Annotated in this window: 18 protein-coding genes; 10 read left to right on the forward strand and 8 right to left on the reverse strand. The window is 63.8% G+C overall.

Going from position 1 to position 18883, the window contains the following annotated elements:
• Positions 1-68: 68 nt before the first annotated feature.
• The 3 genes from Q390_RS0102255 to Q390_RS0102265 all read left to right on the forward strand — a co-directional run bounded on the left by Q390_RS0102255 (position 69) and on the right by Q390_RS0102265 (position 2771).
• Positions 69-878, forward strand: coding sequence for a nucleotidyltransferase family protein (locus Q390_RS0102255; protein ID WP_084153735.1), 810 nt, complete (start codon positions 69-71; stop codon positions 876-878).
• A gap of 145 nt (positions 879-1023) precedes the next feature.
• On the forward strand, positions 1024-1314 hold the full coding sequence (locus tag Q390_RS17265) for a hypothetical protein (protein WP_156949807.1): 291 nt from the start codon (positions 1024-1026) through the stop codon (positions 1312-1314).
• A 74-nt stretch (positions 1315-1388) separates the two neighbouring features.
• Positions 1389-2771: an aminopeptidase P N-terminal domain-containing protein gene (locus Q390_RS0102265; protein WP_027994619.1), complete on the forward strand. Its 1383-nt coding sequence runs from the start codon at positions 1389-1391 to the stop codon at positions 2769-2771.
• Between the two features lie 94 nt (positions 2772-2865).
• Here Q390_RS0102265 and Q390_RS0102270 read toward each other — a convergent pair whose 3' ends face one another.
• From Q390_RS0102270 to Q390_RS0102295, 6 genes are all read right to left on the reverse strand, one after another.
• On the reverse strand, positions 2866-3444 hold the full coding sequence (locus tag Q390_RS0102270) for a hypothetical protein (RefSeq protein WP_027994620.1): 579 nt from the start codon (positions 3442-3444) through the stop codon (positions 2866-2868).
• Between the two features lie 88 nt (positions 3445-3532).
• Positions 3533-3751, reverse strand: coding sequence for a CsbD family protein (locus Q390_RS0102275; RefSeq protein WP_027994621.1), 219 nt, complete (start codon positions 3749-3751; stop codon positions 3533-3535).
• A gap of 158 nt (positions 3752-3909) precedes the next feature.
• Positions 3910-4632, reverse strand: a complete 723-nt coding sequence (locus Q390_RS0102280; RefSeq protein ID WP_037472010.1) for an ABC-type transport auxiliary lipoprotein family protein — start codon at positions 4630-4632, stop codon at positions 3910-3912.
• Positions 4629-5627 (reverse strand): MlaD family protein, encoded by a 999-nt coding sequence (locus tag Q390_RS0102285; RefSeq protein ID WP_027994623.1) that lies wholly within the window; start codon positions 5625-5627, stop codon positions 4629-4631. Before Q390_RS0102285 ends, Q390_RS0102280 begins: the two co-directional genes overlap by 4 nt.
• Positions 5627-6430, reverse strand: a complete 804-nt coding sequence (locus Q390_RS0102290) for an ABC transporter ATP-binding protein (protein WP_027994624.1) — start codon at positions 6428-6430, stop codon at positions 5627-5629. The genes Q390_RS0102285 and Q390_RS0102290 overlap by 1 nt, the downstream gene beginning before the upstream one ends.
• A gap of 1 nt (position 6431) precedes the next feature.
• Positions 6432-7556, reverse strand: a complete 1125-nt coding sequence (locus Q390_RS0102295) for an MlaE family ABC transporter permease (RefSeq protein ID WP_027994625.1) — start codon at positions 7554-7556, stop codon at positions 6432-6434.
• 133 nt (positions 7557-7689) lie between these two features.
• On the opposite strand from Q390_RS0102295, the gene Q390_RS0102300 reads away from it, so the two are divergent.
• The 7 genes from Q390_RS0102300 (at position 7690) to Q390_RS0102330 (ending at position 14936) form a co-directional block, all read left to right on the forward strand.
• On the forward strand, positions 7690-9402 hold the full coding sequence (locus Q390_RS0102300) for a GMC family oxidoreductase (protein WP_027994626.1): 1713 nt from the start codon (positions 7690-7692) through the stop codon (positions 9400-9402).
• 316 nt (positions 9403-9718) lie between these two features.
• The gene (locus Q390_RS0102305) at positions 9719-10477 is read left to right on the forward strand and encodes a sulfite exporter TauE/SafE family protein (protein ID WP_027994627.1); all 759 of its coding nucleotides are present in this window, start codon (positions 9719-9721) and stop codon (positions 10475-10477) included.
• Between the two features lie 24 nt (positions 10478-10501).
• The gene (gene rocF, locus Q390_RS0102310; RefSeq protein ID WP_027994628.1) at positions 10502-11428 is read left to right on the forward strand and encodes an arginase; all 927 of its coding nucleotides are present in this window, start codon (positions 10502-10504) and stop codon (positions 11426-11428) included.
• A 187-nt stretch (positions 11429-11615) separates the two neighbouring features.
• Positions 11616-12377: a substrate-binding periplasmic protein gene (locus tag Q390_RS0102315; protein WP_027994629.1), complete on the forward strand. Its 762-nt coding sequence runs from the start codon at positions 11616-11618 to the stop codon at positions 12375-12377.
• A gap of 23 nt (positions 12378-12400) precedes the next feature.
• The gene (locus Q390_RS0102320; RefSeq protein WP_027994630.1) at positions 12401-13183 is read left to right on the forward strand and encodes an amino acid ABC transporter permease; all 783 of its coding nucleotides are present in this window, start codon (positions 12401-12403) and stop codon (positions 13181-13183) included.
• Entirely contained in the window at positions 13180-13944 is a 765-nt protein-coding gene (locus Q390_RS0102325; RefSeq protein WP_037472011.1) for an amino acid ABC transporter ATP-binding protein, read from the forward strand. The genes Q390_RS0102320 and Q390_RS0102325 overlap by 4 nt, the downstream gene beginning before the upstream one ends.
• A 95-nt stretch (positions 13945-14039) precedes the next feature.
• Complete coding sequence (locus Q390_RS0102330; protein ID WP_027994632.1) at positions 14040-14936, forward strand: DMT family transporter; 897 nt, start codon at positions 14040-14042, stop codon at positions 14934-14936.
• A gap of 90 nt (positions 14937-15026) precedes the next feature.
• Here the strand turns inward: Q390_RS0102330 and Q390_RS0102335 are convergent, their stop codons facing one another.
• Complete coding sequence (locus Q390_RS0102335; protein WP_027994633.1) at positions 15027-16577, reverse strand: methyl-accepting chemotaxis protein; 1551 nt, start codon at positions 16575-16577, stop codon at positions 15027-15029.
• Positions 16578-16905: 328 nt separating this feature from the next.
• Entirely contained in the window at positions 16906-18852 is a 1947-nt protein-coding gene (gene mrdA, locus Q390_RS0102340; RefSeq protein ID WP_027994634.1) for a penicillin-binding protein 2, read from the reverse strand.
• Positions 18853-18883: the final 31 nt, after the last annotated feature.

Raw genomic sequence — 18883 nt, forward strand, 5'->3', positions numbered from 1 at the left:
AGCCCAGCGCGCCCTCAACCGCCCCTGCGATCAACGCGATGTCCATCCGGTGCACTACAGTGCCGCCCATGCATCACCCGCCCACCGCCCCCCCTTTGCACGACGCGCCAGCGCCCACCACTATTGTCCCGGCCACTCTCCCCGCGTTACTGTTGGCCGCAGGGCGGGGCGAGCGGATGCGCCCCTTGACTGACACCACGCCCAAGCCTTTATTGCAGGTGCAAGGGCAGCCGCTGCTGCAATGGCATTTGCAGGCCTTGGCCCGTGCCGGGGTGACGCAAGTGACCATCAACACCGCTTGGCTGGGCACACAGATCAGCGATTACTTTGGCAGTGTTTTCAGCCCCCAGCCCTTGCTGGAATGGCGCCAACAGCTATCAATCGCATACTCGCACGAAGGCCAGGACTTTGGCGCAGCACTGGAGACCGCCGGCGGCATTGCGCGCGCGCTGCCGCTGCTGGGTGAGCTGTTCTGGCTGGCAGCGGGCGACGTATTTGCGCCCGATTTCGTCTTTGCCCCCGAGGCAGTGCAGGCCTTTGCCGCCAGCGACCAGCTGGCCCACCTGTGGCTGGTGCCCAATCCGGCGCACCATCCGCGCGGCGACTTCGGCCTCTCGCCCGGCGGCCTGGCGCTGAACCTGGCGCAAGACGATCCGGCGCCGCGCTACACCTACAGCACCATCGCCCTGCTGCGCACGCAGTTGTTTGCGCCGCCCTGGTGCGATATTGCGCCGGGCAACCCGCAGGGCGTGGCTGCGCCGCTGGCACCGCTGCTGCGCCGCGCCATGGACGCTGGCCGCGTCAGCGCCTCCCTCTACACCGGGCGCTGGACCGACGTCGGCACGCCCGAGCGTCTGCAGGCACTGAACACACCCTGAATGAGCGCCCACCGGGCGCCCTGCGCGGCGACACAGCCCCGGACTACACGTCCATGCGCAGTCATCCGACACAGCGAACCGAGCAAAAAATCACAATCGGCAGATGGGCGCTGATGGCTGCGCCTGCTTTGACGAGGAGGTCCACATGTTTGAATTTTTCAGCCTGGGCACCAAGGCCTACTACCGGCGCGCGGAAATCATGCTGCGCGAAGCCCGTTTTGCCCAACTCGAACATGAGGCCGCCGCCGAGCACCACCAAGCGCTGGCACGGATGTATGCCGAACGCGTCGCCCGACTGGAAGGCCGGCACAGCGAAGTGAAACAGAGCGAAAAAACGCCGCTGCCGCCCACGCCCATGGTGGAGAGCCAGCGCAGCGAACGTGCACCGTTTCGCGTGCTGACCCAAACACCCAACGGCACCCAGGGCGCCGTGTAAAAACGTGCTGCAGACGCCCTGTACCTGTCAGTACAGGCGCTGCCAATACCTGCTGGCGGCAGTACGATGCACGCATGAACTCTGTCTATGCTCAACGCCGCGCCGCTTTGGCGCAGCACCTTGGCCCTGGCGCCATTGCCATCATTCCCACCGCTCCCGAGCGCCAACGCAACCGCGACAGCGATTTTCTCTACCGCCACGACAGCTACTTTTATTACCTCACCGGCTTCACCGAACCACAGGCGTGGCTGGTGCTGACCGGCGACGGCCACAGCACGCTGTTTTGCCAGCCCAAGGACGTTGAGCGCGAAATCTGGGATGGTTTTCGCCTGGGTCCACAAGCGGCGATTGCCGCCTTGGGCGTGGACAGTGCTTGGTCGCTGGGCGAGCTGGACACACGTCTGCCGCGCCTGCTGGAGAACCATGCCAGCGTCTGGTACCCGTTCGCCACGCACAGCGGCTTGGCCGCACGCGTGGAAAGCTGGCTGGCACCAGTGCGCGCGCGCGTGCGTTTGGGCGCGCTGTGCCCGACGCAGCAAAACGATCTGTGCGTGCCGCTGGATGAGATGCGCCTGATCAAGGACGCGCAGGAACAGGACACCATGCGCCGCGCCGCACAGATCAGCGCTGGCGCCCACATCCGCGCCATGCAGCGCTGCGCCGCCATGCTGCGCGCCGGCCAAGAGGTGCACGAATACCATCTGGATGCCGAGCTGCTACACGAATTTCGCCAGCACGGCTCGCAATATCCAGCCTATGGTTCCATCGTCGCCGCCGGCGCCAATGCCTGCGTGCTGCACTACCGCGCCGACGCTGCACCGATCCGTTCGGGCGAACTGGTGCTGATCGACGCCGGCTGCGAGCTGGACGGCTATGCCAGCGACATCACACGCACCTTTCCGGCCAACGGCCAATTCACCGGGCCACAGCGCGCGTTGTACGAACTGGTGCTGGCCAGCCATGGGGCCGCGGTCGCTGCCACGCGCCCTGGCAACCGCTTCAACGACCCGCACAACGCCGCCGTGGCCGTGCTGGCACAGGGCCTGCTCGACCTGGGCCTGCTCGACAAAAATAAGCACGGCAGTGCGCAGGAGGTGATCGCCAGCCGCGCCTACTTCCAGTTCTACATGCACCGCACCGGCCACTGGCTGGGCATGGACGTGCACGACTGCGGCAGCTACGTCGAGCCCTCCGAGGTCGGCCAAATCAGTCAGCGCACGGATCCGCTGTCGGGCGACACCCTCGTCGATCGCCCCAGCCGCATCCTGCGCGCCGGCATGGTGCTGACCATCGAGCCCGGTCTGTACGTGCGCCCCGCGCCCGGCGTGCCAGAGCAGTTTCACCACATCGGCATCCGCATCGAGGACGACGCCATCCTCACAACCACCGGTTGCGAACTGATCAGCGCTGGCGTACCCGTAGCACCCGACGAGATCGAGGCGCTGATGCGCGGATAAAGCCTGCGGGGCTGATGTCGTGCGCCGCCTACGGACGTAAAAAACCCCGCGCTGCGGGGTCTGGCTGTTGCGGCTGACCGCACGGCACTTGTTTTTACTGCGCGTACTTGCGCTTGGCGTCGTCTACGCACTTGGACTGGGTGTCACCCGACAGGGCGTCGCAACGCTCCTTGGCCGCCTTGTAGTTGGCTTCGCGTTTTTCCTCAGCGGCGTCCTTCTTGACTTTGGCAACGTCGGCCTTCTTTTCTGCCATGTTGTCGGCTGGCTTGGCCTGGGCCTTGGCCACCTTGGCGTTTTCTACGGCTGTCACATGGGCCGCCTTGGCGTCCTTGTTGCAGACATCCTTGTCATTGCCGCTGTGGTCGTCGCACTTTTCCTTGGCCACAGCGTAGTCGGCATCGGCCTGGGCCTTGCGTGCCTTGTAGTGCGCCTTGTCAGTGGGCTTGTACTGGGCTGCCAGTTCGGCCTTGGCGACGTCTTCAACGCCCTTGGCTTGCTTGACGCAGACATCCTTGGCGTTGCCGCTCATGGCGTCGCACTGGTTCTTGCTGGCTTTGTATTCGGCGCTGATGCGTTGCTTGGCGGCGCTGTGTTCGGCCGCTGTCATGGCCATTGAGGCGGTGGCAAACAGGCCAGTGACCAACAAGGCCATCAGATTGCGATTGAAATGCATGGGCTTTTCTCCTAAATGGGAAAGGGGGACAAATCGATGAGAAAAAAACGCGTGGCAGCGGGCTGCCGCGCGCCCAGCCATCCATTCATCAATCGTCGAAATTGAACTCGGGATGGCGCTTTTGCCAGTCGCTCAACTGGGTTTCTGCCACGTCGCGGGCCAGACCCTGACGCTCTTGCAGTTTGCCCAGGAACTGGTCCCGCTTGCCTGCAATGACATCAAAGTCGTCGTCGGTCAACTTGCCCCATTGCTCTTTCATCTTGCCGGTGAATTGCTTCCAGTTGCCCTTGATACGATCTTCATTCATGGTGTTGTTCCCTTGTAAATATTCGCGCCAGCCCTCCACCCGTTATGTGTGGAACCAACTGCTTGGTGCGATGAATTCACTGTAGGGCGCAAGCCCGGTGCAGCGCGTCAGTGCAGACCTACTCGCATGGTCAGACAAAAGCGCTGGGGGCTACTGGTTCAGCGCCCCAGCTGCTCCAGCCACTGCGACAGTTGCTGCGCAGCCTGGGTGCTGGCCTCGGCCAAGGCGCGCGTACCGCCCGCAGCGTCGGCACTGCGGGCCGGCTGCTGCACCACGAACAGGCGCTGGCCACGCAGTTTTTCGCCCTCCGCCGTGGGCTCCAGCAGCGTGGCACGCAGGCGCACCAAGCCCACGCTGTCGTGTGCGCTGGTGAAGACCTGGCTGAACTCTTCCAGCCGCACACGCAGCACATCGGGCAGGCTGCCGCCCATGCCGTTGGCGCTGCCTTCGCGCGCTGCCGCCAGTCCGTCTTCGATGCGCAGCACGGCACGGCGCTGGCCCAGCTGGGCGCGCAAGTCCTGCGCCACCAGTTGCGCCGGCGGCAAGCTCCAGCGCGCCAGCTGGTAGGGGCGCAGTTGGCGTGCATCGGCATAGGCCAAGCGGTACAGCACAGCCGTGCTGGCATCGACATTGCCGGCACCCTCGACCTCGGCCAGGGCGATGGCAGGCAGTGGCGCAGAGGACGTGGCAGACGTGTTGGAGACAGGGGGGACCCTCGACGACACTGCCACAGCGCCCAGCGCGCCGGGACCAAAGTCGTACAGCACCGGGCGCGGTGGCGGCGCGGGCAGGGACGAGCAGCCTGCCACAAAAATAGCAGTAAAAACGGCTGTAATGCTTATGTGGCGTGCGCTTATAGCTATTGAATTAAAAGTATTCATGGGGTCTTTCCTGGCCCGGCAGAGGGCGCTGTGGGGGCGACAAAACCGCTTTCACCGGGACCGGGAAAGGCGTGGCCACTGCCATAAATGAGCGACTGCGGGTTGTCGCTCACCCCTTCGGCGACACGGCCAAACTGGCGCGCCGCGCGCGCGGTGGCGTCGCTGGCGCGCTCGATGCGCGGCAGGGTGCTGGTGTTCAGCCGGTCGGCGGCGCGGACCAGCGTCTGGGCGCCCACCCGGGCCTGCTCCAGTGCGCCGTCGGGGGCATTGAGGCGCTCGGCCGTGCGGCCCATTTCACGCGCCATGACCGAGACATTCGCGCCCGCTGACTGCATCGACTCCAGCGCCTTGTCGGCATTGCGCGCCAGCGCCGGGAACGCCGCCAACGCCGGATCCAGGCGCTGCGTAACGGTGGCTTGCAGGCTCTGGCTCAGGCTGTTGACGCTGCCTGCGGCTTGGCCCATTTGCGTCAATGCCTGGGTGAACAGCTGTTGGTTTTGGTCGCTCAGCAAATCGTTGAGGTGGCGCATGGCGGTTTGCACCTGGGCCAGTATTTCGGGGCCCTGGTCGGCCAGCTGGCTAAACGGCGAGGAGCGCAGCGGCAGGCGCGGGATGCCACTGGCACCGGGCGGCACAGCGGCCTGGGGCTCGCCAGCGTCGTTCAGCAGCACATAGGCCAGCCCGGTCACGCCCTGGTAACCCAGCACGGCAAAGGTGGTCGGCGTGATCGGCGTGCCATCTTCCACGGCAATGCGGATCAGCACATTGCCGCGCACCTGCGGGTCAAAGCCGATGTGCGTCACCTTGCCCACGGCCACGCCCTTGTAGCGCACCGCCGCTTGCGGTTGCAGGCCGCTGACACCTTCACGGCTGGTCAGTTCGTAGGAGTGGTAGCTGCCGTTGTCGCGTGTCAGCCACATGGCCAGACCGGCAGCCAGGGCGGCCATCAGAACGACAAAGAGACCGGCCACGAGGGCGTGTGATTTGTTTTCCATCAGCGTTCCTTGACGGCGGTGACCGGAGCCATGGCCCGGCGGCCACGTTCTCCCTGAAAAAATTGTTCGACGAAAGGGTGGTCAAAATCGGCTACCGCTTGCGGCGTGCCAGTGACGATGACCTTTTTATCAGCCAGTACGGCGACGCGCGAGGACAGCGCAAACAGCGTATCCAGATCGTGCGTCACCATCACCATGGTCAGGCCGAGGGCGTCGTGCAGCTCGTGCAGTAATGCGCAAAATTCGTCCGAACCATGCGGATCGAGCCCGGCGGTCGGTTCGTCCAGCAACAGCAGCGGCGGGTCCATGATCAATGCCCGCGCCAGCGCCACGCGCTTGATCATGCCGCCGGACAGATCGGCTGGCATGCGCATGGCGTGCTCGGGTTGGAGGCCGACCATTTGCAACTTGACCAGCGCCGCGTCGCAGACCAGGTCCTGGGGCAGCGTGCCCTGCTCGCGCAGCGCAAAGGCAATGTTGTCGAGCACGTTGAAGGCGGAAAACAGCGCGCCATGCTGGAACAACATGCCGACCCGGCTGGCCGCGCCGGGCCCGCACATCTCGGCCGCCGGGCGCCCGAGCGAGGTGACGCGCCCGCGCGTCGGCCGCATCAGCCCCAGAATTTGCCGCAGCAACACGGTTTTGCCAGTGCCCGAGCCGCCCACCAACGACAGCATTTCGCCGCGCTCCACGCGCAGATTCAAATCCTGGTGCACGGTGGTGGCCTGCGCGCCTTTGCCAAATACCGTCCACAGGCCCTCGATGTCGATCACGGCAGCCGTGTCAGTTGTAAGTTCAGCCATGTCAGATACCGACGTTCTTGAAGACGATGGCAAACAGCGCATCGACGACGATGACCATGGTGATCGACGTCACCACCGAGGCGGTCGTGCCGGCGCCCAGGCTTTGCGTGTTCGGTTTGACACGCAGCCCCCAGTGGCAGCCGACCAGCGCAATCAACAGGCCAAACACCACCGACTTGGACAGTGCCAGCGTCAGGTTGGCGGTATCGACGGCGCGCGGCAGCGCCTGGGCAAAGTAGGCCGGCGAGACGTCCATGGCGATGTCCGCCGCCAACATGCCGCCGGCCAGCGCCGCCAGCGTGGTCCACACCGCAATCAACGGCATGGCGATGGCCAGCCCCAGTGCGCGCGGCAGCACCAGACGAAAACCGTGCGGGATACCCATGACGCTCATGGCATCGAGCTCTTCGGTAACGCGCATCACGCCAATTTGCGCCGTGATGGCCGAGCCCGAGCGTCCGGCGACCAGAATCGCCGCCAGCATCGGCCCCAACTCGCGGATCAGTGAGATACCCAGGATGTTGACGATGAACGACTCGGCACCAAACTGGCGCAGCTGCAGGCTCATCAGATAAGCCAGTACCACGCCAATCAAGAATCCCACCAGCGCCGTGATCGGCAACGCCGTCGCGCCCATGCTGTAGAGGTGGCCCGAGATGTCGCGCCAGGGCGCGCGGCGCGGCGCACGCAGCAGGCGCAGCACATCCAGCGCCAACTGGCCCACCAGCTGCACGATCTGGCGCGCATGGGTCAGGCCGTGCAGCACCAGCACCCCCAGGCGGTCCACCTCATCGCCCATCTGCCAGGGCGCGGGCGGCGGCGGATCGCGGCTGAAGCGCTCGGCGCGCTCCAGCAGGTCGCGCTGACTGTCCTGCAACGCCAGCCGCTGCGGCCAAGCACGGCCCCAGTGGTTCCAGAGCAACTGCGCGCCGACATGGTCCAGCCACTCCAGCTCGCGCAAGTCCCAGCCCAACTCGCCACGGGCGGGCAGCGCCGCCAGTTGACGCTTCAGAGAACGCCACTGCGCCCGCTGGCCCATGTCGGCCGCACCCCAGCGCCCATGCAACTGCGCACACGGCCCCTCGGGGGTGTCAACGCGCAGGAGGCGGGGAGCGTGGTCTGGCATGGGTGAATGGGTAAAGCAAGCGCACTATCAGCCCGTGGCGGCAAAAAGAGGCCATGGTAGCGGCTTCACAGCGGCCACACCGCACAATCACCGCACCCAAGCCGCAGCAGACGGCCGCCACACCGGAGACACCATGGCCTCATCCACCCCCTCTAAGCCACCCACCACGGCCTTTGATTTCGTCATCATCGGCGGCGGCACGGCCGGCGCGCTGCTGGCCAATCGCCTCAGCGCCGATCCGCGCCACCGCGTCCTGCTGATAGAAGCCGGTACGCCGGATAACTACCACTGGATCCACATTCCCGTCGGCTACCTGTATTGCATCGGCAACCCGCGCACCGACTGGCTGTATCAGACCGAGCCGGACGCGGGGCTGAATGGCCGGCGCCTGCGCTATCCGCGTGGCAAGACGCTGGGCGGTTGCAGCAGCATCAACGGCATGATTTACATGCGTGGCCAAGCGCGCGATTACGACCAATGGGCGCAGCTCACGGGCGATGACACTTGGCGCTGGGACAACGTGCTGCCGGCCTTTCGCCAGCACGAAAACCACTGGCGCTTGGACACGCCTGCTCAGGCCAGCGCCGAGTTTGCGCGCCTGCACGGCCACCCGCGCAACGGCGGCTCGGGCGAGTGGCGTGTCGAAAAACAGCGCCTGCGTTGGGACGTGCTCGACGCCTTTGCCCAAGCGGCGCAGCAGGCCGGCATCCCGGCCACAGACGATTTCAATGGCGGCAACAACGAGGGCGTAGGCTACTTTGAAGTGAACCAAAAATCGGGCTGGCGCTGGAACACCGCCAAGGCTTTTCTGCGCCCGGTCTGCGACCAGCGCGCCAACTTCACGCTGTGGACCGGGGCCCAGGCGACGCAACTGGTACTGGAGACGCAAGCCGATGGCCGCCGCCGCTGCACCGGCGTGCAGGTGCGCCGGGGCCAGGAGATGGTCACCGTGCACGCGCGCCATGAGGTACTGCTGAGCGCTGGCGCCATCAACTCGCCGCAGCTGCTGCAGCTTTCGGGCATTGGCCCAGGCGCGCTGCTGCAGCAGCACGGCATTGCGCTACTGCAGGACACCCCCGGCGTCGGCGCCAACCTGCAGGACCATTTGCAGATCCGCGCCGTGTTCAAGGTGCAGGGCGTGCCCACGCTCAACGTCCTGGCCGGCTCGCTGTGGGGCAAGGCGCGCATCGGGCTGGAATACGCCACCAAGCGCACCGGGCCGATGAGCATGGCGCCGTCGCAACTGGGCGCGTTCACGCGCAGCAGCGCCGCTTATGCGCACCCGAACCTCGAATACCACGTACAGCCGCTGTCGCTTGATGCCTTTGGCGAGCCGCTGCACCGTTTCCCGGCGTTCACCGCCAGCGTCTGCAACCTCAACCCGACCAGCCGTGGCAGCGTGCAGATCAAAAGCGGCCGCTTTGAAGACGCACCGGCGATTGCACCGCACTACCTGAGCACGCCGGAAGACCGGCAGGTGGCGGCCGACAGCCTGCGCCTGACGCGGCGCATCGTGGCGCAACCGGCGCTAGCACCCTACCACCCCGAGGAATACAAGCCTGGTGTGCAGTTTCAAAGCGACGAAGAACTGGCAAGGCTGGCCGGTGACATCGCCACCACCATCTTTCACCCGGTCGGCACTACCAAGATGGGGCGGGACGGCGACCCGATGGCGGTGCTGGATGCACAGCTGCGCGTGCGCGACGGCCAGGGCGGCGTGATAGCAGGTTTGCGCGTGGTGGATGCCGGCGCCATGCCCAGCATCACCAGCGGCAACACCAACGCGCCGACGCTGATGCTGGCCGAAAAAGCCGCTGGCTGGATCTGTGCGCAATACACGCCATAAGTGCGCAAACACCGCCGATGCGCCACAAAATAAAACGTAACCACAGGAAAACCCCTATACGGACCGTTGGTATCTGCCCTTACAGTACGCCCACTCGAAAGCGCACTGCGGTGTGCAGAACGGGGGGCCGAGGAGACAACCAAAAGCCACAACCACTTTTCAAAGCATCCGATATGAGATGTTGATCTCTCCCAGGCGCCACCCTCGTGTTGGCGCTTTTTTTTGCCCATTTTTTGTTCAAAACAGCTGCTAGCCCAATAGGGACAAGCGCTTCAAGCTCTTAAAAAAATAGCGCAGCAATGCCACAATCACGCCCATGGAATGGATTGTTATCACGCTGGCCTCGCTGCTGGCCGGCTTTGTGGATGCCATCGTCGGCGGCGGTGGGCTGATTTTGTTGCCAGCCCTGTTTGCCACCTTCCCCGGCGCGCCGCCGGCGACGCTGCTGGGCACCAACAAGGCCGGCTCGGTCTGGGGCACGGCCATGGCCACCTGGCAATACAGCCGGCGCGTGCAGATTCGCTGGCACGCCATGTTGCCGGCGGCAGGGGCTGGGTTTGCCGGCGCCTTTGCCGGCGCCTGGGCCGTCACCGCCCTGTCACCCGATTTTTTGCGCAAACTGCTGCCGCTGGTGCTGGTGTGCGTGCTGGGCTACACGCTGGCCAAAAAGGAGCTGGGGCGGCACCACACGCCGCGTTATGCGGGCCGCACCGAATGGGTCGCCGCCAGCCTGATCGGCGTCACCATTGGTTTTTACGACGGTTTCTTTGGCCCCGGCACCGGCAGTTTTTTTGTGTTTTTGTTCGTCCGCCTACTCGGCTACGACTTCTTAAACGCCTCGGCCTCGGCCAAGCTGCTGAATGTCTCGACCAACATTGCAGCGCTGATTTTGTTCTCGCTCAAAGGCCACATCTGGTGGCACTTTGCTGTGCCGCTGGCGGTGGCCAATGTGCTGGGCAGCGTGCTGGGCACGCACATGGCTTTGAAGCACGGCACCGGGTTTGTCCGCGGCATTTTCATCACGGTGGTCAGTGTGCTGATTCTGAAGACGGGCTACGATGGCTTTTTGCGCTGAAGCCGCACCCCAAAGGAGGACTCCTTGACCCATCCATCCATCACTCTGATTGGCGCCCCCACCGACATCGGCGCCAGCGTGCTGGGCACCAGCATGGGGCCCGACGCACTGCGCATTGCCGGCATCGTCATGGCACTGCGGGCACGCGGCCTGGACGTCATCGACCGGGGCAACCTGGGTGGCCCGGCCAACCCGCAACAGGGCGTGCAGGACGGCTTTCGCCACCTGATCGAAGCGACAGCCTGGAGCCAGACCGTGTTTGCCGCCGTCAGCGACACCCTGGCTGCCGGGCGCCTGCCGCTGCTGCTGGGCGGTGACCACTGCCTGGCCATCGGTTCCATCAGCGCCGTGGCGCAGCACTGCCGCCTGCAGGGCAAGCGCCTGAAGGTGCTGTGGCTCGATGCCCATGCCGACGCCAACACCCCCGACACCACCCCGAGTGGCAACCTGCACGGCATGCCCGTGGCCTGCCTGATGGGCCACGGTCCGACCAGCCTGACCGAACTGGGCGGCGTCATCGCCCTGCAACCCGAGCACCTCCAGCTGATCGGCATACGCAGTGTCGATGCCGCAGAAAAGCGTTTTGTCCACGCCTTGGGTGTGCAGGTCTATGACATGCGCTACATCGACGAAGTCGGTATGCGCAGCGTGCTCGAACAAGCACTGCACGGCATCGGCCACGATACCCACCTGCACCTGAGCTTTGACATCGACAGCCTGGACCCGGACATTGCCCCCGGCGTCAGCACCGCCGTGCGCGGCGGCCTGACGTACCGCGAAGCCCAGCTGTTCATGGAGATGCTGGCCGACTCCAGGCAGTTGGGCTCGATCGATGTGATGGAACTCAACCCGGCGCACGATGTGCGCAACCAGACCGCCGAACTGGTGGTGGATTTAATGGAGAGCCTGTTTGGCAAGACCACCCTGATGCGCAGGCCAGCGGGCCGATGATCCGCACGTTTGCAGGGTTGTCACCATAGGTACCGGCACAGAGCGGCAATTTATAATCGCCTGCTTTTTTGACATTCCCTACACCCGCTACCTCGGGTGTGTCCCAGCCGCTCTTTTGGCGCCCGTTCCGGCTTCGTTGATCCACAAGCCGGTTTTTTTGTCCCTGACCATCCCACAGACAAGCCCCATGAAGTTCTTCAAAGCCCTCGCCACTGCCGCCGCCCTGTGCGCTGCCTTCTCCGTCCAGGCCCGCCCGATCGAGGCCATCCAGAAGGACGGCACCATCCTGCTGGCCACCGAGGGCCAGTTTGCCCCGTTCAACTACTTCAAGGGCAGCACGCTGACCGGCTTTGAAGTCGAAGTGGCCGAGCTGGTGGTCAAAAAAATGGGCCTGAAAGTCAAGTGGAAAACCATCGGTTTTGATGCCCTGCTCACCGGCCTGAAGCAAGACCGCTGGGATCTGGTGATTGCCTCGCACGGCATCACCGAAGAGCGCGCCAAGGCTGTCACCTTCACCGCACCGCACTACTGCTCGGGCGGCATGGTGATCGCCATGGACCCGGCAATTCGCAGCGCGAAAGACTTGGGCGGCAAAATCGTCGCTGTGCAGACCGGCACCAGCTACCTGGAGAACGTGCAAAAGGTCGCCACCATCAAGGAAATGAAGAATTTCCCGACCGACGTCGATGCCCGCAGCGCCTTGGTGTCCAAGCGCGTCGATGCCTGGGTGACGGATCGCTTCGTCGCCAAAGAAGTGGCTGCCAAAAACCCCGACGCCGGCTTCAAGCTGGGCGAGATGGTGTTCATCGAACAGATCGCTGCGGCCGTGAACAAGGGCAACACCGGCCTGGCCGACGCCTGGAACAAAGCCCTGGCCGCGACCATGGCCGATGGCAGCTACACCGCCATCTCGACCAAGTACTTCAACGAAGACGTGCGCTGCCATTGAGCAGGGACACCTGACCTTTTTTCATGCTCATCGCACTTTGGCCGCACCACTGGAGCCGCCAGCAACGCAGTAACGCCACGCTGGTCGCCGCCCTCCTGTTGATGGTGCTTGCGCTGGCCTGTTTAGGCCAGCTTCTGTCGTTTCTGCCCGAGCCGATTGGCTCCAACGCCCAGGCGTTCTCCGAAGGCGCGCGCGTCACGCTGTGGCTGACGCTGGTCAGCGGCAGCGTCGGCTTGGTGCTGGGCACCAGCGCTGCGCTGGGGCGCACCTCGCGCTGGCGCGTGCTGCGCTGGTTGGCGCGGTTTTACATCTGGCTGATCCGCGGCACGCCGCTGCTGGTGCAGATCCTGTTCGTTTACTTTGCCCTGCCGGTGCTGGTGCCAGGGCTGAACCTGCCCGACTTTGCCGCCGCCGTGCTGGCGTTGGGCCTGAACGTCGGCGCCTACAACGCCGAAGCCGTGCGCGCCGGCCTGCTGGCGGTACCGCGCGGCCAGACCGAAGCGGCACGCGCGCTGGGACTGGGACGGATGCATGTGTTTATGGACGTGGTGTTTCCGCAAGCCTTCAAGATCTCGCTGCCGCCGCTGGTCAGCAACTTTGTCGCGCTGCTGAAAGACTCGTCACTGGCCTACACCATTGGCGTGGTCGAACTGACCAACGTCGGCTACCGCATCCAGTCGGCCACCTTCCAGCCGATTGCCACGCTGTCCACCGTGGCCGTCACCTACCTGCTGCTGACCACGCTGGTGACGCAAATTTCCAACGCCGTGGAATACCGCTTTGACGTCGAAGGGCGCGGCCAATGAGCGTCATCCATCCGATCCCCGCCGTCTCGACCCCGTACATCGTGGCAGAGAAGGTCTGCAAATCCTTTGGCACGCACCAGGTGCTGCGCGACGTCTCCACGCACTTCAATGCCGGCGAGGTCACCGTCATCATTGGCGCCTCCGGCTCGGGCAAGAGCACTTTGCTGCGCGCCATCAACCGGCTGGAGCCGCACGACAGCGGCAGCATCCGTATCGATGGCGTCGAAGTCACCGATGACCCGCAGACGCTGCAACAGCAGCGCTGCGAGGTCGGCATGGTGTTCCAGCAGTTCAATCTGTTTGGCCACCTGAGCGTGCTCGACAACATCACGCTAGCGCCCCGGCGCATTCGCCGCACCGGGCGCGCGCAGGCCAACGAGCAGGCGATGGTGCTGCTGCGCCGCGTGGGTATGGAAGCGCACGCGCACAAGCACCCGTGGCAGCTCTCGGGCGGCCAGCAGCAGCGCGTGGCGATTGCCCGTGCGCTGGCCATGGCGCCCAAGGTGATGCTGTTTGACGAGCCGACCAGCGCCCTCGACCCCGAAATGGTGCAAGAGGTGCTGGACGTGATGCGCGAGCTGGCACGCGGTGGCATGACGATGATTGTCGTGACGCATGAAATGGGCTTTGCCCGCGAGGTCGGCGACCGCGTGCTGTTCTTCGACCAAGGCCGTATCGCCCACGACGCCGCGCCGGCGGACTTCTTCAACAACCCCGGCAACGACCGCATCCGCGCCTTTATCGGCAAGCTCGGCGCTTAACCGTCACCTCGTTGAACGCCTGCGGGCCCGACGCTTTTGCAGCGCCGGGCCTCTTTTTTTGTGGTTTATCTCTTTTGTCTGTGGGTTGGTTTGTTATGCGCCCTGAACGTCTTGGCCTGTTGGCCCTGCTCCTGGTCACCATGGTCTGGGGCACCACCTTTCCGGCAATGAAGCTGCTCTCGGGCCAGCTCGATGCCGTGCAAATCATCTGGCTGCGCTTTGCCATCGCCCTGCTGGTGCTGGGCCCACTGTGGTGGGGAATGCGGCGCGACGAACGTCTGTGGGGCGGCCTGCTGGGCGCGCTGCTGTTTCTGGCGTTTTGGCTGCAAATTGAAGGACTGGCGCGCACCAGCAGCAACCGCAACGCTTTTGTCACCGGGCTGAACGTGCTGGTAGTGCCCCTGCTGGCCATGCTGGTGCTGGGCCGACGCTACGGCTGGCGCCTGTGGATGGCCTGCGCCATGGCGCTGGGCGGCATGGTGATGATGTTCCACGAGGACGAACCGTGGAACACCGGCGACACACTGACGCTGTCCAGCACGCTGTTTTATGCCCTCTACATCTTGACGCTGGAGCAATGCGCGCAGCGCACCCAAGCGCGCCCGCTGCGCGCCACGCGCATGGCGGCAGTGCAGGCCAGCGTGATGTTCGCCGCCGCCAGCGTGCTGCTGCTACTGCGGCCCGGCGGCATGGACTGGATGGCGAAATTGGCAGAGTTGGGCACGCCGGCGTGGACGGCGCTGATCTACTTGGGACTGCTGGCCAGCGTACTGGTCGTCACCCTGCAAGCCTGGGGACAGCAGCGCGTAGACGCGATGCGCAGCGCCATCGTCTTTGGCCTAGAACCGGTGTTTGCCGCCCTGACCGCCTGGGTAATGCTGGGCGAACGCATGGGCGGGATCGCCGTAGCCGGCGCTGCACTGGTGGTGGCAGCGCTGGTGTTCAGCCAGATGGAGCCACCATCTGCAGCGACCGGCGCTATAGATATATGAGCGTTTAGCGCACGTATCTATTGGAATTCAGATTGTTTAACTACTGAAGTCGTTTAACCGCGTGCGCTGACAGCTATCATTTTTAAATGGCTAGCTGTTGCTACCGCGCTCGTTGACCTTGAACGCCCGCACCACATGCTCTAGGTTCTCGGCCTGCTGTTGCAGGGATTGCGCCGCTGCCGCGGCTTGCTCCACCAAGGCTGCGTTTTGCTGGGTGACCTGGTTCATGTTGTCGATGGCATTGCCCACACGCGCAATGCCGCTGCTCTGAGCGGCACTCGCCGCCAAGATTTCGGCCATGGTGTCCGTCACGTGGCCAATACTGTCAACGATGTCGTTCATGGTGCTGCCGGCCTGCTGCACCAGACTGCTGCCAGCGTCCACTTTATTCACCGAGTCGCTGATCAGGCCCTTGATCTCGTGTGCGGCATCGGCCGAGCGCTTGGCCAAGTTGCGCACTTCGGCGGCCACCACGGCAAAGCCACGGCCCTGCTCGCCGGCCCGGGCGGCCTCTACCGCCGCGTTCAGCGCCAGAATATTGGTCTGGAAGGCAATGCCGTCAATCACCGAAATGATGTCCACAATGCGCTTGCTGGAGGCATTGATGGAGGCCATGGTGTCAATCACCCCTGCCACCACCGTGCCGCCGCGCACCGCTACGTCCGAGGCCGACTGTGCCAGCTGGTTAGCGCGGCGCGCGTGGTCGGCGTTTTGGTTGACGGCGGCCGTGACCTCGGCCATCGAGATCGCCGTGTTTTCCAGCGTGCTGGCCTGCTCTTCGGTGCGGCTGGACAAGTCCAGATTGCCACTGGCAATGTCACTGGAGGCGCTGAAGATGGTGTCGGTACCGACCCGGACTTGCCGCACCACTTTCTCCAAACTGCCGTTCATCTCTTTGATGGCCTGCTGCAACTGGCCCATCTCGTTGTGTGAAGTCACTTGGACCTGTTGGGTCAGATCGCCGGCAGCGATGCCTTTGGCGACGGTAATGCAGTACTCCAGCGGCTGCGTCACCACCCGGCGGATGAACGGATAAATCAGCATCAGTACCGGAATGCAGGTGACGAGGGCCATCAAGATGGACTTCATGCGCTGGTCGGCCAGACTGGCATTGACCTTGTCCAACGACACCTTCATGCTGACCACGCCCAGCACCGAGCCCTCAGGCACCTGGTGGCAGGTGGTGCAATCTTTACCCAGCGAATTCTTGGAGGCCAGCGCCGGCCGCACCGAGCGCAGGTACTCACCGTCCTGGTTGGATTCGACCAGCGAGATCGCCTTGCCCGATTGCAACACCTGTTGCTCTAATGCATCCGGTTTGGCGTCGTCTTTTTCGGTGCCGGCCCCAAAGGCTTGGATGACGGCTTCACCGCGCAAGACACGCACATCCCGAATCGAGCCCAAACTTTTGATCTGGTCCAGAAACACATCACGCTGGCCGACGGTGCCGGTCACCATCATGCCGGTGAGGCCGGCCATCGTGACATCGTGCATGGTGCTGGAAAAATCGCTCGCCTGCTCCAGCGCCGCCTGCCGCGTGACGTGGCCTTGCCAGAGGATCACGCAGGTCCAAACCACCACCAGCGCGGCGCCAATCGTGCCCAGAAGCTGAATCCAAATTTTGTATTTGACAGTGTTCACAAATTTTCCTGGTAATAAAGCGGATCCCAAAGCCGACACACTTCTTCACCAGTTTAAGCTGCCCTCGGTTGAATTCGGGGCTGGATGACGCCGCCTTCTTTTTAACTGCTGCAGTGAGGGGCTGCCTGTCTGCGCTGAGCTAGCCGCAGCCAGTGGCGCGGGCACAGACCTTCAGCCAGATGGAGCCAGCGTGCGTCGCAGGCAGCGCTATTAATAAATGAGCTTATACCGCACGTATACAGTGGGTTTCATACTCTTTAATACCTGAAAACCAATAAATACTAGCGCTTTCAGCTACTATTTTTGAATGACTTCCAGGCTCTTTGCTTCACGGCACCGGGGCTTGTATTTGCATATCGACCACCCGGCGCGGTGTGCCGACCGGCGAAGAGGCCAGGCCTTTGCGCACGGCGATCATGTCTTCTTCGCTAGGGTATTGCCCCTGCAGCAGGTAGTCAAATACGCGCCGCGCAATGGGGGCGGCCACCCCAGCGCCCCAGCCGGCGTTTTCGACGATCACCGCCAACGCAATCTGCGGATCGTTGGCCGGGGCAAAGGCGATATAGACGGCGTGGTCGCGCTGATGCTCCTGCAGCTTGGCGCTGTTGTACTTGTCTTTTTGGCCAATCGTCACCGCTTGCGCCGTGCCGGTCTTGCCGCCCGAGAGATACGGCGCACCGGCAAATACCCGCGTCGAAGTGCCCTCTTGCGTCACGCCCACCATGGCCTTGCGCACTATGGCCATGTTCTCGGGCTTGTAGCCCAGGTTGACGGCCGGATCGCTCGGCACCGGCGTCATCACGCGGGTCACGGCATCTTGCGTGCCAATCATCAGGTGCGGCTGGTGCTTGACCCCGTTGTTGGCCAGCACCGCCGTGGCCTGCGCCAGTTGCAGCATGGTGAAGGTGTTGTAGCCCTGGCCGATACCGAGCGAAATGGTTTCACCGGCAAACCATTTTTTCTGCTCGGGGCGGCGGTAGGCCTTGCGCTTCCATTCCTGGCTAGGCAGCACGCCGCGCACTTCACCGTTCACGTCAATACCGGTGATCTGACCAAAGCCCAGCGGCGCCATGAAATCGTGCATGGCGTCCACGCCCATTTCATTGGCCAGCGAATAAAAGTAGACGTTGCTGGATTTGACGATGGCACGGTGCATATCCACCGGCCCCAGCGCGCTACCGTGGCTGCGAAAGGTGTGGCCGCCAAAGGTCCAGGTACCGCCGTCCTGGATGATGGCGCTGGGCGAGCGCTTGCCCGTCTCCAGCGCTCCCAGCGCCATGAAGGGCTTGTAGGTCGAGCCCGGCGGATAGGTGCCGCGCAGCGCACGATTGATCAGCGGGCGTTCCAGCGAGGTGTTCAGCGCCTGCCAGCTCTCCTGGTCAATGCCATCGACAAACAGGTTCGGGTCAAACGTCGGTTTGCTGACAAAGGCCAGTATCTCGCCATTTTTCGGGTTGATCGCCACCAATGCGCCGCGGCGATCACCAAACAGGTCTTCGACCATTTTCTGCAGGCCAATGTCCAGCGACAGCATCACCGTACTGCCCGGCGTGGCAGAAAAACCGCTCAGGCGGCGCACCGCACGCCCCCCAGCCGAAGTCTCCATTTGCTCCACGCCGGTCTGGCCGTGCAGCTGCGCCTCGTAGCTTTGCTCGATGCCCAGCTTGCCGATGTATTCGGTGCCGCGGTAATTGGCCTCGTTGTCGGTGTCCTGGATCTGCGTCTTTTCAGACTGGTTGATACGCCCGATGTAACCAATGGCGTGGCTGGCCACTTCGCCCAGCGGGTAGCTGCGAAACAGCCGTGCCTTGACATCGACGCCCGGAAAACGGTAGCGCTGTGCGCTCAGGCGCGCCACCTCTTCATCGGTCAGGCGCGTGCGAATCGGCAGCGAGTCAAAGTTGCGCGACTCTTCCATCAGGCGTTTGAAGCGGCGCCGGTCGCGCTGGTGGATATCGACCACCTCGGCCAGCGCGTCGATGGTCTCGTTCACGTTGTCCACCTTGGAGGGCGTGATCTCCAGCGTATAGGCGGCGTAGTTGGTGGCCAGCACGACGCCGTTGCGGTCGAGGATCAGCCCCCGGTTGGGCACGACCGGAATGATCGCGGTGCGGTTGCTTTCCGCCCGCTCGGACAGGGCGTCATAGCGCACCACCTGCAAAAAAACCAGCCGTGCCACCACCAGGCTAAAGGCCAGGAACACCACGATGCCGACCACAATGGCGCGCTGGCGAAAGCGTGCGGCATCGACCTCGATACTGCGCAGTTCGGTCATGGTCCGGGCCGACAGCGCGGGAAGCGTTCAG

It is taken from the genome of Simplicispira psychrophila DSM 11588, assembly GCF_000688255.1.
Taxonomy (GTDB): domain Bacteria; phylum Pseudomonadota; class Gammaproteobacteria; order Burkholderiales; family Burkholderiaceae_C; genus Simplicispira; species Simplicispira psychrophila.

Coding starts and splice junctions, on each gene's coding strand:
- Q390_RS0102305 (WP_027994627.1), top strand. CDS start 9,719: ATGGAATGGATTGTTATCACGCTGGCCTCGCTGCTGGCCGGCTTTGTG.
- Q390_RS17265 (WP_156949807.1), top strand. CDS start 1,024: ATGTTTGAATTTTTCAGCCTGGGCACCAAGGCCTACTACCGGCGCGCG.
- Q390_RS0102330 (WP_027994632.1), top strand. CDS start 14,040: ATGCGCCCTGAACGTCTTGGCCTGTTGGCCCTGCTCCTGGTCACCATG.
- Q390_RS0102290 (WP_027994624.1), bottom strand. CDS start 6,430: ATGGCTGAACTTACAACTGACACGGCTGCCGTGATCGACATCGAGGGC.
- Q390_RS0102255 (WP_084153735.1), top strand. CDS start 69: ATGCATCACCCGCCCACCGCCCCCCCTTTGCACGACGCGCCAGCGCCC.
- Q390_RS0102285 (WP_027994623.1), bottom strand. CDS start 5,627: ATGGAAAACAAATCACACGCCCTCGTGGCCGGTCTCTTTGTCGTTCTG.
- Q390_RS0102320 (WP_027994630.1), top strand. CDS start 12,401: ATGCTCATCGCACTTTGGCCGCACCACTGGAGCCGCCAGCAACGCAGT.
- Q390_RS0102300 (WP_027994626.1), top strand. CDS start 7,690: ATGGCCTCATCCACCCCCTCTAAGCCACCCACCACGGCCTTTGATTTC.
- Q390_RS0102280 (WP_037472010.1), bottom strand. CDS start 4,632: ATGAATACTTTTAATTCAATAGCTATAAGCGCACGCCACATAAGCATT.
- Q390_RS0102265 (WP_027994619.1), top strand. CDS start 1,389: ATGAACTCTGTCTATGCTCAACGCCGCGCCGCTTTGGCGCAGCACCTT.
- mrdA (WP_027994634.1), bottom strand. CDS start 18,852: ATGACCGAACTGCGCAGTATCGAGGTCGATGCCGCACGCTTTCGCCAG.
- Q390_RS0102275 (WP_027994621.1), bottom strand. CDS start 3,751: ATGAATGAAGATCGTATCAAGGGCAACTGGAAGCAATTCACCGGCAAG.
- Q390_RS0102315 (WP_027994629.1), top strand. CDS start 11,616: ATGAAGTTCTTCAAAGCCCTCGCCACTGCCGCCGCCCTGTGCGCTGCC.
- Q390_RS0102295 (WP_027994625.1), bottom strand. CDS start 7,556: ATGCCAGACCACGCTCCCCGCCTCCTGCGCGTTGACACCCCCGAGGGG.
- Q390_RS0102270 (WP_027994620.1), bottom strand. CDS start 3,444: ATGCATTTCAATCGCAATCTGATGGCCTTGTTGGTCACTGGCCTGTTT.
- Q390_RS0102325 (WP_037472011.1), top strand. CDS start 13,180: ATGAGCGTCATCCATCCGATCCCCGCCGTCTCGACCCCGTACATCGTG.